12 protein-coding genes and 2 pseudogenes are annotated in these 13187 nt (G+C 69.5%); 6 read left to right on the top strand and 8 right to left on the bottom strand.

The window, feature by feature from the left end; translation table 11 throughout:
- Positions 1 to 31: 31 nt before the first annotated feature.
- The 3 genes and pseudogenes from ACTWQF_RS28970 to ACTWQF_RS28960 all read right to left on the bottom strand — a co-directional run bounded on the left by ACTWQF_RS28970 (position 32) and on the right by ACTWQF_RS28960 (position 3494).
- Entirely contained in the window at positions 32 to 1090 is a 1059-nt protein-coding gene (locus ACTWQF_RS28970) for a PmoA family protein (RefSeq protein WP_443282662.1), read from the bottom strand.
- Positions 1087 to 2261: pseudogene (locus tag ACTWQF_RS28965) on the bottom strand (Gfo/Idh/MocA family protein). The gene ACTWQF_RS28970 and the pseudogene ACTWQF_RS28965 overlap by 4 nt, the downstream one beginning before the upstream one ends.
- 375 nt (positions 2262 to 2636) lie before the next feature.
- Complete coding sequence (locus tag ACTWQF_RS28960; protein ID WP_443282661.1) at positions 2637 to 3494, bottom strand: MBL fold metallo-hydrolase; 858 nt, start codon at positions 3492 to 3494, stop codon at positions 2637 to 2639.
- 61 nt (positions 3495 to 3555) lie between these two features.
- On the opposite strand from ACTWQF_RS28960, the gene ACTWQF_RS28955 reads away from it, so the two are divergent.
- Positions 3556 to 3960 (top strand): winged helix-turn-helix transcriptional regulator, encoded by a 405-nt coding sequence (locus tag ACTWQF_RS28955; RefSeq protein WP_443282660.1) that lies wholly within the window; start codon positions 3556 to 3558, stop codon positions 3958 to 3960.
- A gap of 169 nt (positions 3961 to 4129) precedes the next feature.
- Here the strand turns inward: ACTWQF_RS28955 and ACTWQF_RS28950 are convergent, their stop codons facing one another.
- Positions 4130 to 5338 carry an MFS transporter gene (locus ACTWQF_RS28950; protein WP_443282659.1) on the bottom strand — a complete coding sequence of 403 codons (1209 nt, stop codon included), beginning with the start codon at positions 5336 to 5338 and terminating at the stop codon, positions 4130 to 4132.
- Between the two features lie 105 nt (positions 5339 to 5443).
- Positions 5444 to 5935 (bottom strand): HIT family protein, encoded by a 492-nt coding sequence (locus tag ACTWQF_RS28945; protein ID WP_443282658.1) that lies wholly within the window; start codon positions 5933 to 5935, stop codon positions 5444 to 5446.
- A 219-nt stretch (positions 5936 to 6154) separates the two neighbouring features.
- Here ACTWQF_RS28945 and ACTWQF_RS28940 point away from each other — a divergent pair, with 219 nt between their 5' ends.
- The 5 genes and pseudogenes from ACTWQF_RS28940 (at position 6155) to ACTWQF_RS28920 (ending at position 9443) form a co-directional block, all read left to right on the top strand.
- Entirely contained in the window at positions 6155 to 6583 is a 429-nt protein-coding gene (locus ACTWQF_RS28940) for an SRPBCC family protein (RefSeq protein WP_443282657.1), read from the top strand.
- A gap of 199 nt (positions 6584 to 6782) precedes the next feature.
- Positions 6783 to 6938 (top strand): annotated as a pseudogene (locus ACTWQF_RS28935) (SAM-dependent methyltransferase); the annotation flags it as partial.
- Between the two features lie 213 nt (positions 6939 to 7151).
- Positions 7152 to 7397 carry a hypothetical protein gene (locus ACTWQF_RS28930; RefSeq protein ID WP_443282743.1) on the top strand — a complete coding sequence of 82 codons (246 nt, stop codon included), beginning with the start codon at positions 7152 to 7154 and terminating at the stop codon, positions 7395 to 7397.
- Positions 7394 to 8488: a hypothetical protein gene (locus tag ACTWQF_RS28925; RefSeq protein WP_443282656.1), complete on the top strand. Its 1095-nt coding sequence runs from the start codon at positions 7394 to 7396 to the stop codon at positions 8486 to 8488. The genes ACTWQF_RS28930 and ACTWQF_RS28925 overlap by 4 nt, the downstream gene beginning before the upstream one ends.
- A gap of 259 nt (positions 8489 to 8747) precedes the next feature.
- The gene (locus ACTWQF_RS28920; protein WP_443282655.1) at positions 8748 to 9443 is read left to right on the top strand and encodes a hypothetical protein; all 696 of its coding nucleotides are present in this window, start codon (positions 8748 to 8750) and stop codon (positions 9441 to 9443) included.
- Between the two features lie 94 nt (positions 9444 to 9537).
- On the opposite strand, the gene ACTWQF_RS28915 is transcribed toward ACTWQF_RS28920, so the two are convergent.
- The 3 genes from ACTWQF_RS28915 to hppD all read right to left on the bottom strand — a co-directional run bounded on the left by ACTWQF_RS28915 (position 9538) and on the right by hppD (position 12866).
- The gene (locus tag ACTWQF_RS28915; RefSeq protein WP_443282654.1) at positions 9538 to 10845 is read right to left on the bottom strand and encodes a geranylgeranyl reductase family protein; all 1308 of its coding nucleotides are present in this window, start codon (positions 10843 to 10845) and stop codon (positions 9538 to 9540) included.
- Positions 10842 to 11591, bottom strand: coding sequence for a demethylmenaquinone methyltransferase (locus tag ACTWQF_RS28910; RefSeq protein WP_443282653.1), 750 nt, complete (start codon positions 11589 to 11591; stop codon positions 10842 to 10844). The genes ACTWQF_RS28915 and ACTWQF_RS28910 overlap by 4 nt, the downstream gene beginning before the upstream one ends.
- A gap of 114 nt (positions 11592 to 11705) precedes the next feature.
- Positions 11706 to 12866 carry a 4-hydroxyphenylpyruvate dioxygenase gene (gene hppD / locus ACTWQF_RS28905; RefSeq protein WP_443282652.1) on the bottom strand — a complete coding sequence of 387 codons (1161 nt, stop codon included), beginning with the start codon at positions 12864 to 12866 and terminating at the stop codon, positions 11706 to 11708.
- Between the last annotated feature and the right edge of the window lie 321 nt (positions 12867 to 13187).

Raw genomic sequence — 13187 nt, 5'->3', positions numbered from 1 at the left:
GCACAAAGGAGGGACTGGCCGCCCGGTGCCGTCACCAGGGCAGTGCGGACAGCTGCTTCTCGATGCGGTCCGCGTCCCATGCCCCGTCGGCGACCACGACGCGGTAGCGGTAGCGGAAGCTCTCGCCAGGAGGCAGCTCGAACTCCTCGTAGAACGCCCAGGAGAAGGCGACGGTGGGCGTCGGACGGGAGCGGACGAACCAGTGCGAGGCGTGCACCGACTCGGTGTTCTCGGGCGCGTGCGCGAAGACGAGGGTCGCGTGTCCGTCCACGTCATCGTGCTCGCCGACGAAGCCGAGCCAGGGGTGCTCGGCGGCGGGCTGCCCCATCATGGCCTCGTCGCTGCTGGGCCCGCCCCGGGTCAGCACCTGGCCTCCGGTGAAGGCACGGGGCCCCCGCCAGTGCAGGCCGGTGTACCCGGCCATCTCACGGCCGCGCGTGGTGGGTGAGCCGAAGTGCAGCGGCTCGCTGCGGATGTTGGTCAGCTCGATCGACCAGTCCAGGGCATAGGCGCCGGCCGCGGTGTCCACCGAGTGCAGCACGACGGAGCGCGTCTCGCGCGCCCACTGGCCGCCGCCGTTCTCCACCCAGGTGAGCCGCTCGGTGAAGTCCATCGAGGCGTCGGTCGCCTCGAGCGCGTCGAAGCCGTCGTGCCGCATGGAGCCCACCCGGTCAGGCAACGGCAGATAGCCCTCTCCGTGCACATAGGAGTTGCCGCCCCAGAAGTTCTGCCCTGACAGGTGGCTGGCCGTCATCTGAAGGCCCTTGTGCCACCGGTGGTCGTTGGGCCGGTAGCCGGTCACCAGACGCCCGCCGAGGGTCCGCAGCGGGTGCGCGTACGGCTTCCGGGACTCGAACGGGTCCGGATCGGGGGCGTAGACGTACGCCATCAGCTCGCTGCCGTTCGCAGCACGCACACTGACGCGTTCGCCGTGGACGTGGGTGACGGTGAGAGGGCCGGCCGCGTTCCCCGGGGCGTGGGCCGGGGCCGTGATGCTGTGCGTGGCGGCGGCTACGGTCCCGGCTTCGGCTGTCGGTACGGTCGCGTTCGGGGCCGCGGTTCCGGTTGCGTCGGTGGGTGCGCTCGTCACTGGTCGGTCCGCTCCTTCGGGGCCCATTCGGGGTGGTTGCCGTGCATGGCGCGGTAGTAGGGATCGCCAGGAGTGATCTCGCCCGCGCGGACAGGCCGGCCGGTGAAGGCCGACTTGTAGAGAGCGGCGGTGAGTTCGAGAGTGCGGCGCGCGTCGTGGCCGCTGCCGGGCGGCCGGACCCCCCCCTTCTCCCACGCGTCCAGGAAGTCGCCGAGCTGGGCGGCATGCGAGCTCGGCACGTCCGCCGCGCGGGCGTGCGCCAGCGGACAGTACGCGACCCGCCGTCAACCACATGCAGAGCCGGGGTGTACACCCAGTCGTCGTTACGGTGCCCGTACAGGTGGGTCAACTCCACGGTGGCGTCGGCGCAGTCGATACGAATGCGGCTGACTTCATCGGGGCTGAGCACGCTGTTGACGACGGTCGCCATGGCGCCGCTCGCGAACCGCACGAGGGTCGTGGAGACATCCTCGCTCTCCACGTCGTGCACCAGTCGGCCGGCCATCGCCCGGATCTCGCTCCAGTCGCCCAGCAGATGCAGCAGCAGATCCATCTGGTGGATGCTGTGCCCCACCGTCGGGCCGCCGCCCTCGGTGCTCCAGCGGCCGCGCCAGGGGACGCCGTAGTAGGCGGCGTCGCGGTACCAGGTCGTCTGACAGTGCGCGACCAGCGGGCGGCCCAACTCCCCGGCGGCCAGCAGTTCACGGGCGTGGACGGCGCCGGAGCCGTAGCGGTGCTGGAAGACGACCGCGGCGTACGGTCCGCCCGCGCGCCGCCCGCCACCCCCGTCGGCGTGCTCTTCCCCGTACCGCCGCTCGGCGGCGGCGATCTCGTCGTACTCGGCGAGCGAGAGGCACAGCGGCTTCTCGCACAGCATCCAGGCACCGGCCTCCAGCGCGGCGCGCACCTGGGCGGTGTGCAGCGAGGGCGGCGTGCCGATCAGCACCAGATCGGGGCGCTCGGCGGCGAGCATCCGGGCAGTGTCGCGGTATCCGGCGACATGCCCTCCGGCCTGGTCACGGAAGGCGGCGAGCCGTCTCTCGTCCACATCGACCGCGGCGACAAGACGCACCCGGCCGGCGTGCGCGCGCAGCGCGGGCAGGTGGCTGTCGGTCACGATCGCGCCGACACCGATGACGGCGGCACGGACCGGAGGAGTCTCAACGGGCATACGGGAGCGGCTCCTTGTGAGACAGAGAGGCAAGGCACGGAGGAGCACGGAGCAGCACGGAAGCAGGCGGCACGGAAGGTGATGCGGAGACAGAAAGCGCTTTCCCCCCCGAGGGACACTAGGCCCGGCCTCAACACAGAACAAGACCTGGGCAACTAGAGATTGAAACGACTCAACTCCCTTGGTGTTCGGCACCGTTGCCTGCGGCACCCCCGCCCCTCCCGTCCCGTCCGCCCCTCCAGTCCCGGCCTGTCCGTGCGCCGGCACCACCTGCCAACTCCGCCGACACACCTGGGAAAAACCGGTGGGGTGCAGCCCTGCGCAGCCCTCTGCTGCCCCGGCTCGGTCGGCGTTCAGGACAGGCTCCGTCGAGGATCAACCGCCCGCGAGGGTGGCGAGGCGGGCCAGCTCCCAGGGGTCGTGCGCACTGAAGACGGTGACCTCTTCCGCGTGGTCGCGGCGGAGGTCACGCAGTCGGTCGCGGGCTGCGAGGCGACCCGCGGCGTCGGTCTGCGCTCCCTGCTGGACCGGTTCGAGAACGGGGTGGGAGAGGGGCGGGGTGTGCTCGATCTCGCCGTGATACATGTATGCGTCGCCCGCGTGCAGCAGCCACCTGCCGTCGCCGTCGCGTACGGCGACACCCGCGTGTCCCGCGGAGTGGCCGGGCAGCGGCACAAGCAGCAGCTCGCACGCCGGGCCCTGCGGGCGCGCCACTCCCCGGAAGCCGAACCACTCTGGGCGCTCCTCCACGGGTGCGGGCGTCAGCAGTGGGCCGTGCGCCCGGTGGGCCTGCATGAAGCGGTCGAGGCTGTGCCTGTGGTGCGGTACCGCGGGGTCCGTGACGGCCAGGTACTCGTCGGGGTGCACGTGCACCCGTGCGTGAGGGAAGTCCGGCAGCCCTCCCGTGTGGTCGCGATGCAGGTGGGTGAGGACGATGTGCCGTACGTCCTGCGGCGCGTACCCGAGGCGGACGATCTGCCGCAGCGCGCTCTCCTCGGGGTCCAGCGCAGGCTGGGCGTAGGCCACCCAGTCCGCGCCCAGCCGCCCTTCGGGGTGCTGCCGGTCGGCGGTGCCGAGGCCGGTGTCGACCAGGACCAGTCCGTCCTCGCCTGTGTCGATGAGCAGGCAATGGCAGACGGCGGCCGGTTCGCGGTTCGTGACACCTACCGCAGGCTCTTCGCCGAGCGGCGGAATCTCCCGGAGAGAACCGCAGTTGAGGTGGTGGATGCGCATGGCTGGGCCCCCTGGAGAGAAGCGGGCGGGCTGTTCACGACGGACGCTAGGAGAGGCTTTCGTGACTCACCAAACAGTTGGACACGCACGGCCGGGCGGCAGTGGCGGCCCGCTGGCCGACTGTCCGGACAGCGCCCTCGTTCCGCCGGGCCACGAACCGCGCTGCCCCGTCGACATCACCCTTGCCGCGCTGGCGGGCCGATGGACGCCGCTGGTACTCCGCGAGTTCCTACGCCGTGGTGAGGCCACATACTCCGAGCTGTCCGCCGCACTGCCCGCCCTCTCGGACAAGGTCCTCTCCGACCGGCTGGCCCAGTTGACCAGTGCGGCCGTTGTCGAGCGCCACCGCACCCCCGGCTGGCCTCCGCGGGTCCGCTACATCCTGACGGCCCAGGGCCGGGCGCTGGAACCGGTGGTGCGGAGCCTGTGGGAGTGGGGCGCGGCGCGGCGGGACGCGGCTAGCTAGGGCTTTTTCGGCGGCTCTTGCGTACCCGGCATGGGGGGCTGCGCTTGCCACCCTGCGCCTTGTGGGCACCCCCTACTCGAAGAGCTTTGGAGGAGCACCGACAGCCCGAGCGCTCTGGGCAGGGGCGCGGCCCGACCGCCCGGGACCCGCCCCGCTCACAATGGCGCCGTCACGCTTGCCTCACTCCTGATGTGGCCATGGCATTATGACGACGACGCCCCTCAGGCAGCAGCCGCTCGCAGAGCAGCACCGCGCAGGCTGCGACGGTCAACAGGCCGCCCACGAGGAAGGTGCCCCGCACGCCGGTGAGCGGCAGGACCAGTCCCCCGACCGCGGCGCCCGCCGCGATACCGGCGTTGTAGGCACCGGAGTTGGCCGCGAGTGCGATGTCCGTGCGGCCCGGTGCACAGCGCAGCATCGCGTTCTGGGTGGCCATGAACACCGGCCCGAGTGCTCCGCCGACCAGCACAAGGAACACCACCGCAGCCACGGGATCGGTGCCGGCCGCGTACAGGCCGAGCATGCCCGCCGCCTGCGTGGCCACGGCAGCGATCAGTGCGGAGTACGGGAAGCGGTTCAGCAGCGCCCCGGTGATGCTCACCCCGGCCAGACACGCAACGCCGAAAGCCAGAAGCAGGGCGCTGACCGTGCTGCGGGCGAACCCGCTCACGTCGCCCAGGAACTTCACGATGTAGGTGTATCCCGCGAACGCCCCCGTGGCGGACAGGGTCCCGGCCGCCAGGACGGTCCCGAACCGGCGGGCGTCGGGATCGGTTCCGTAGGCGGCGTGCCCTTCTTCCGGACGCGAGGTCGGCAGCAGGACGGCGATCGTCACGAGGGAGGTGAGCCCCAGACCCGCCAACACCGCGACTGGAACTGGCCAGTCGCTCTGCTGACCCAGCCAGGTCCCGGCGGGGACACCGGCCACGAGGGCGAGCGAACCGGCGACGGACAGCGCCCCGACCACATGCCCGCGGGCCTCGGGCGGGAAGAGGCTCACCGCCACCGGCCCCATCACGGCCCAGAACAGCGCCTGGGCGAGCGCGGTCAGCAGCCGCGCCGCGAGCAGCGGCCAGTAGGAGGTGGACACCGCCGCGACCATGCTGGACATGACGAGCGCGGCCAGCAGTCCTGTAAGGACATGACGTCGGGGCATGGCCCGCGTGACGTAGGCCAGCGGCAGGGACGCCACGGCGACGGTCACGCCGTAACCGGTGACCAGGTAGCCGACCGCTGACACAGAGACCCGCAGGTCCTCGGAGATGAGCTCCAGGAGGCCGATCGGCAGGTTCTCCGCAGTGTTGAACGTGAAGGCGGCCAACATCAGGGCCCCGAGCACCGCCGACCTGTGCCATGGAACCGGTCGCCTCGTGGCCATACGGCGCCTTCCCGCCCCTCACCCGTCACACCTGTGCCGCCCGCCTCACGACCGAGCCGGTTCAACGTACATACGATCGCGACCCACCGACCAGTTGGCCGTTCCTCAGCCAGTCCCAAGTGCCGCATTGGACGCAGTGTGGGGGTCGGAAAGCAGGTTGGTGCGTAGGGACTGCACCGTCTCATCGATAACGTCGCCAGACACCTGTTGCCGTTCGGGCTGCCGGAGCAACCCGAAAACACGAGGTCCGCGCAGTTCCTGGGGAAGGTCGCTCATCCGCGGTACGACGTGGAAGTGCACATGGGCGAACCCTTCGACCTCGGCGAACTGCGCAACGTAGGTCTTGACGCACCCAGTCACATCGCGCAGAGCCCGAGACAGCCTGACCTGCCACATTCCGAGCGTCTCGGCCTCCGCGTCGGTGAGCTCATGGATGGCCGTGACATGGCGACGAGGCACCAGCACCAGCCACCCGGGAAGTGCCGTGTCGAAAGCATGGGCCACCCGCCAATGCTGGTCCACGACGATGCGCTCGCGCAGTGGCAGATCGTCGAAGCGGGCTTCCTGGGCGCACGTATAACAACTGGTTGCCGTCATGGCAGAAATCGTATGGCGGTGAGTCATCCGGGTCCGTACGCGACAAACATGACCGGAACAGTCCGACGGCGACGCCAGCGTGTCGGCATGCCGTTGGAGATCGTGTTGGAGAAACATTCGGTGGGGTCAGGACGGGTGCCTCGCCGGGATCCGTCCGGTGGAGCTGCGAGTCCGATTCGTTCAAGAGGACGGTGACGGTGGCCCGTTACCGTCAGCGCCATGAACAGCACAGGCAAGGAATCCCGTCACCTCAGCGTCCGTATCGACTGCCCCGTCGACGATGTCTACGCCTACGCGTCGGACCCGGCCAACGTGCCCTCGTGGGCCCAGGGGCTGGGAAGCTCCATCGAGAAGATCGACGCTCAATGGGTCGCGGAGTCCTCTCTCATGGGGCGGGTCGTGGTCACCTTCGCGCCCCGTAACGAGCTGGGCGTGCTCGACCACGACGTCACGCTGCCCTCCGGGGAGACCATCTACAACCCGGTCCGCGTGATCGCCGACGGCACGGGGAGCGAGGTGGTGTTCACCCTTCGCCGACAGCCGGAGATGAGCGACGCCGACTTCGAGCGTGACGCCGGCCTGGTCGCCGCCGACCTGGCCCGGCTGAAGGAGCTGCTGGAATCCGCCGAGGCTCTGGCCCCCAACTGAGCGTATTGCCCCGCATGGGGCGAGAGTCAGTGCCCACGGCCGGCTCACTCTCGCCCCACGGCGCTCACCCGGGCGCGCGGGCGAAGGGGACTGTCACGTGAGAGGAAGCCGCGCATCAGATCGTCCCGCGCCCCCGGAGAGGAGCTGCTCGCGATTGCGCAGGTCTGCGACGGTTCGGGGCGGCCGAGTTCACGTTCAGCACTTCGCCGAGTTCCGCCGGGTACTCGCGTCTGGCGGCCATCTCTTGCTCGGCTTCTTCGAGTCGGAGGGTGAGCCGGTCACGGCGTTCGACCACAAAGTGGCGACGGCCTACCGGTGGCCGATCGACGACCTCGCGAGGCTGACCGGCGAAGCGGATCCCTCCGCTGGTATCCCCTCGTGTCGGAGCCGGTTGGCGGCCGACCGCCCACGCTGCGCTGCCGGCGGCCCGACGGTCGGCGGCCTCCCGCTCTCCCTCTCCCCCGGCATACCGCCAAAGTTGATTCCCGAGTCAAACCAGCACTGGATGACGCGCGGTCACGTCGGACATAACTTGAGAAACAGGGAGAACAGGGGGAGGGGACACCACATGACCGACGACTACGCGTACCGCGAGGCACAGCGCACAGTGGCCCGCATCCAGCGACTTTCGGACGACTGCTGGCACGCACTGCAAGCGTCCTGCAGTGCCATGGACGATGATGCCTGGGTCGGGCCGGTCGCCCGGCGCTTCCATGACACCGTACGTGCCGACCAGCGCGAATTACAGACCCAGCTGGCCAAGGCGGTGCAGGACGCCAAGGCGAAGCTCGAGACCATGCCGGGGAAGCCGTGACCTACCCGGCGGGCAATCCCAACTTCTCCGGTGTCAAACAGCCGGCTTTCGACCACCTGGTGAGCAGACACGCACGGGCCGCGTTCTTGCTCGAACAACTCGCCGGGGACCTGTGGGAGGAAATCGTCAGGCTCGATATCGACACCTCCCCCGCGTTACGGCTCCGCGAGGTCGCGCGGCGGGTCCGGGACCAGGCGACCGAGCTGCAAACACGTCAGAGCCGGGTGCAGGCGATGCAGCAGCAGCGCAGCGGTGCAAAGCTGTGCACGGTTTCGGGCACCTACTGGGAGCTGCCCGAGACCGCCACGCCCACGCCCCAGCCGGGCCAGCCGCCTCCTGGCGACCCGGCGAACCTGTCCATCGAACTCTGGGACGCCAACTTCCTGCCCCGCGCCGGGCGGCGGCATCCCGACGGCACACCGTTCACCCGCGAGGAAGACGCGGTGCTGAGCTGGATGGACGCGCACAGGGAAACCATCATCAAGGAAGCGCGGAAATGGAACATCTCCCCGCAGGCGATTGCCGCCGCGATCGCCTGGGAGGCAATGGAGAACGTGAAGGCGATCCCCGCCCAGAATCTCGCCGGCTCGGGGATCGGCCGCATAGTGAAGCAGGCGTCCTTCGGGCCGGGCAAGGTGCACGTCGACTTTCCCCTCGTCAATCAGGTCGAGGAACGGGGATATCTCCCGCGCAGGAGCGTGTCGGAACGGGAGTCGCTGCTCCGCACCGATGAGGGGTCGATCCGGTACATCGCCGCGATCATGGGCGCGTATTCCAAGGTCACCGAGGACAAAGGGCGAGGGCACTACAACATCCGCTACGACGTGCCGATGCTCACCCAGCTGTACCAGGGCAGCGACCTGGCACAGTGGGAGAAAGCTCTGGGTGAGAGGGAGAAGAACAACAACTGGGGAAAGCTCAACCCCGAGAATCCGATGCCGGAATGGGCAATGAAGAACCAGGAGTTCCTCAACACCGCCATGCCCCTGCGGCCCTGGGAAACCGACCCCACGCCCGCCGAACCGATCCCGCCGGCGAACCCTGCGCCCAGACCGGGTCCCAGTCCCACACCCCCACGAAGCATGCCGTAAGAGCCGCGAGGCTACCCGTGAGCGCTCGGCCCAGTGGAACCGGTCGATGCGGCCGTAGTGGCGTCGTAGTCGGCCCGTTCCTTCGGGAGAGCGCCGATACGTGACGCGTTCGAGTTGCGTCAGTTCGCGTCCTGTCGCCGACGAGCGACCTGGAGACCTGACCGGTGGGGCCGACCGCCCGGGCGTCCTCCGGTGCGGGGGCGTGTTGGAGGTGGTCCGTATGCTCCCCCGGGTGCCGCATCGAACGAGGGGGACGACGATGACCGTCACCGCGCACGACGCGATCGAGGCATTGCGCGAGCTGGAACGGCGCCTGCCCGATGTCTTCACGCTGGAGCCCGGCGCCACGGACGCCGAGCTGACCGCCGCCGAGCCGTCGCTGCCCGACGACATCCGGGCCGTACTGCGGGCAACGACGGGCATCCGGATGGGGAAGTACGACCAGCTGGTGCTGGACCCGGGCCGCAACGCCATCGGCAGCGAGTGGTCATGGGGGCCCGGCGAGACGGCCCGCGTCATCCTCCAACTGGCCACCGGTGACACCTTCTTCGTCGACCGGGACCCCGGAACCGGCGCCTGGGGCGCGGTGTTCTCCCAGTCAGCGGACTTCTTCAACACCTGGGTGTACTGCGCCCGCTCCCTCCCGGAGTTCCTCGTCGACTACGCCCGCGACGCCCTCGCCAACGCGGAATCCGAGGCAGACGACTTCGACATACGTTTCCCCTGCGAATCGGTCTGGGACCAGGACGTGAAGGCCACCGGGACCCCGGTCGCCGAGCTGCGCGGCACGGACGATGCGGACCTCGCCGCGGCGATATCCGGCCTGTCGGACGAAGCGATCCTCGCCGACCTGCGTGGCCTGGAGCCGCCGGTGAAGATGGACATGCAGGACGAGGGAGACTTCGAGCGGCACGGCACGGAGCGACTGTTCGCCGTCGTGCTCCCCGACAGCTGACGATGAGGCAGCGCGACGACCGCGGCCGCGGAGCGGGTCACGCGAAGCGGGAGGCGCTCTCGGGCAAATTCCATTGAGGCGCGGCTCTTTCGCGTCAGCGCTCTGCGCCGGCCCCGTGGGCGCCGCGCCTGAGCTCCTTGTCCCCGGGAATCACCCGTACCAGGGTGTTGACCAGGTGATCCACCGCGTCGGCCCCGGGGCGGTCGGACAGGTTCGACAGCAGCCGCACCATGGCGCCCATGACGCGGGGCGACTTCACCGCGTTCTGGGTGACGAGCGAGGTGAACAGCGGGCGGGCCATGAGGGAGGAGAAGACGCGGCCCAGCCGGTAGTAGCGGCCCAGCCGAGTGGCGATCTCCCGGGGGTACTGTTCCAGCATCCGGTGCCGGGAGTGGCCTGCGGGGCGGCTCACGGCCTGGGCCACGATGTCGGCGACGAGTTCTCCGGCTTCCATGGCGTACGCGATGCCTTCGCCGTTGCACGGGTTGACCATGCCGCCCGCGTCGCCGATGAGCAGGAGTCCCTCGTGGTGGTGCGGCAGCCGGTTGAACCCCATGGGCAGTGCCGCGCCGCGCAGCGGTCCGTCCGCGTGCTCCTCCCCGCGCAGTCCCCACTCCTGCGGAGTCCGCTCCAGCCAGGGAGCCAGCATTTTACGGACGTCGGTGGTGCCGGTGCGGGAGTCGTTGAGGACCCCGAGACCCACGTTGACCCTGCCGTCGCCGAGCGGGAAGATCCAGCTGTATCCGGGCAGGATGTGGCCGTCGGGACGGCGCAGGTCCAGCCACGACTCCAGATACGGGTCCAGGTGTTTGGCGGGGCTGCGGTAGTAGCGGCGAACGGCCGTACCCACGGGGCGGCTCCCCAGCCGGGTGACGCCCATGGCGAGGCCGAGCCGCCCAGCGACACCGTCGGCCGCGATCACCACGGGCGCATACAGGTCGCGTGGCACCCCGTCAGGCCCGCAGTCCGCACTGACACCGGTGATACGGCCCGCCGCATCCCGCAACGGTGCCGTCACCTTGGTCTCCGTATGCAGTACGGCACCGGCGGCGACGGCGCGTTCGGCGAGGAGCTGGTCGAAGTCGTGGCGGATGCGGGTGAGGCCGTAGCCCGGAAAGCTGTTGCTCTCCGGCCAGTCCACCTCCAGGGTGACCCCGCGCGAGACGAACCGCAGTCCGCGGTTGCGGCTCCACCCGGGAGCGGAGGTGTCGATGCCCATCCGTACGAGGTGCCGTACGGCCCGCGGTGTCAGCCCGTCTCCGCAGACCTTCTCCCGGGGAAAGCCGGACTTCTCCAGGACAGCCACCTCCACCCCTTGGCGGGCCAGGTGGTAGGCGGCCGTCGATCCGGCCGGTCCCGCTCCCACGACGATCACCTGGGCTGCCCGGTCCGGCCCCGTCATACGGGGGACTCCTCGTGCCGCTGCTCGTACCTGTGCGTGTCCTGGGGCGCGGGCTCCTCGGCCGGGGCGAGGGCGCGGTGCAGCGCGACGATGCCGCCGGTCAGGTTGCGCCAGGCGACCCGCGTCCACCCCGCCTCGCGGATCAGGGCAGCGAGTGAGCGCTGGTCGTGCCAGGCGCGGATGGTGTCGGACAGGTAGGTGTACGCATCGGGGTTGCTGGAGATCCGGTCGGCGATCCAGGGCAGGCCGCCCATCAGATACCGCAGGTACACGGTGCGGAAAGGTGTCCAGGTGGGATGGCTGAACTCACAGACGACGAGCCGTCCACCGGGCCGGGTCACCCGTGCCATCTCCCGCAGGGCCGCGCCGGGGTCGACCACGTTGCGCAGCCCGAACATGATGGTCACCGCGTCGAATGTGGCCGCCTCGAAGGGCAGCGCCAACGCGTCCCCGACCCGCAGGTCGAGGGAGCGGGCGGCACCGCAGGCCACCATTCCGGGCGACCGGTCGATTCCGATGACCGTGGCGCCGGACTGGGCGAGTTCCTCGGTGGAGACCCCGGTGCCGCAGGCGACGTCCAGGCACCTTTCGCCCGGCGCGAGCGCGAGCGCTGCACGGGTGCGGGCACGCCATAGCTTGTCCTGGCCACCGGAGAGCAGGGTGTTGGTCCGGTCGTAGCGGCCGGCGGCTTCGTCGAACATACGAGTGACCTCGTCCGGGTCCTTCGCGAGGGTCGCACGGCTCATCCGCAGCTCCTTGGTTCGTCAGCGTTTGACACAGCCGGCAGGTCCGGCAGGCCCGGCACGTCCGTACGGCGGTTCGTACGCCCGTCCCCGCAGCAAGCGCAGCAAGCGGCGCGGCTAGAGGTTTCCCCGCCGGTCCTGCTCCCGCTCGACCGCTTCGAAGAGGGCCTTGAAGTTGCCCTTGCCGAAGCCCTGGCTGCCGTGCCGTTCGATCAGTTCGATGAAGAACGTCGGTCGGTCGACGAGAGGGCGGGTGAAGATCTGCAACAGATACCCGTCCTCGTCCCGGTCCACGAGTACGCCGCGCTCACGCAGCTCGGCGACGTCCACGCGGACTTCCCCGATCCGGGCCCGGAGTTCGGGATCGTCGTAGTACGCGTCCGGGGTCGCCAGGAAATCCACTCCCGCAGCCCGCAGGGCGTCGGTGGCGGCCAGAATGTCGTGGGTTTCCAGCGCGATGTGCTGGACGCCCGGCCCGCGGTGGTACTGGAGGTATTCGTCGATCTGGGACCGCTTCTTTCCCGGCGCGGGCTCGTTCAGCGGAAGCTTGACCTTTCCCGTGCCGTCGGCGACGACCTTGCTCATCAGCGCGGAGTATTCGGTCGCGATGTCCTTCCCGACGAACTCGGCCATCGTGGAGAAGCCCAGCACGCGCCGGTAGAAGTCCACCCATCTGTCCATGAGGCCGAACTCCACACAGCCGACGGTGTGGTCCACCTGGTGGAAAAGCGGCGGCGAGGAGGGGGCGGGAACGACGGGCGGTGGGCCGAAACCGGGCATGAAGAGCCCCTCGTAGGAGTCGCGCTCCACCAGGGTGTGCCGCAGTTCCCCGTACGTGGCGATCGCGGCGGTCCGGACCTGGCCGAATTCGTCGGCATGCACCGTGGGCTCTTCGAGCACGGTCGCCCCGGCCGCGGCCGCGTACGCCAGGCCCTCCTCGAGGTTGCGCACCTGAAGCGCGACATCGCTGACCCCGTCCCCGTGAGCTGCGGCCCACCGTGCGGCGGTGCTGTCCGGGGACGCGCCACCAGTGAGGAGAAAACGCACCTCTCCCGAGCTGAGCAGATACTCCGAGAGCCCGTTGTGCGAGGTCTCGTTTCCCCGATAGGCAGTCACCTCCATGGCGAAGGCGTTGACGTAGAAGTGCGCCGCCTGCCTGGCATTACCGACGCAGAGCCGAATGTGGTCGATACCCAGAAGGTCGCATGGGCGGTTTCCGGTGGATTCCGTCCGGGGCTGCGACATCTCACCTGCGGGAACCGTGGCCTGGAGTTCCATGTTCGTGGTCCTTTGCACTGCGTCAGGCGGCGTGGAGATGCCGGGCGGTATGCGACCGCATGCACCGACCGTACGTTCCACCGGGCGGCATACCGGTCACCACGAGGGTGTCAGCGAGGTGCCGTCACTCAGCCAAGTGAATGTTTGACGCCGCAGGCCCAGCGGGTGATTAGCGATGGCTTCTGGTTGCAATTGTTTGCCGGGCCGTGGAATTCGGTCCCTGCTGTGCGTGCCTCCCGATGACCCGGACCACGAAGAAGAAGGGCTCCACGTGACCTCCTCGACGACCACGCGGCCGAGCGCTGCTGGCCACGTCTCCGC

The sequence above is a fragment of the Streptomyces sp. 8N114 genome (assembly GCF_052245835.1).
Classification (GTDB): domain Bacteria; phylum Actinomycetota; class Actinomycetes; order Streptomycetales; family Streptomycetaceae; genus Streptomyces.
The sequence above is the reverse complement of the archived record's forward strand: the minus strand, read 5'-3'. Positions and strand labels throughout refer to the sequence as shown.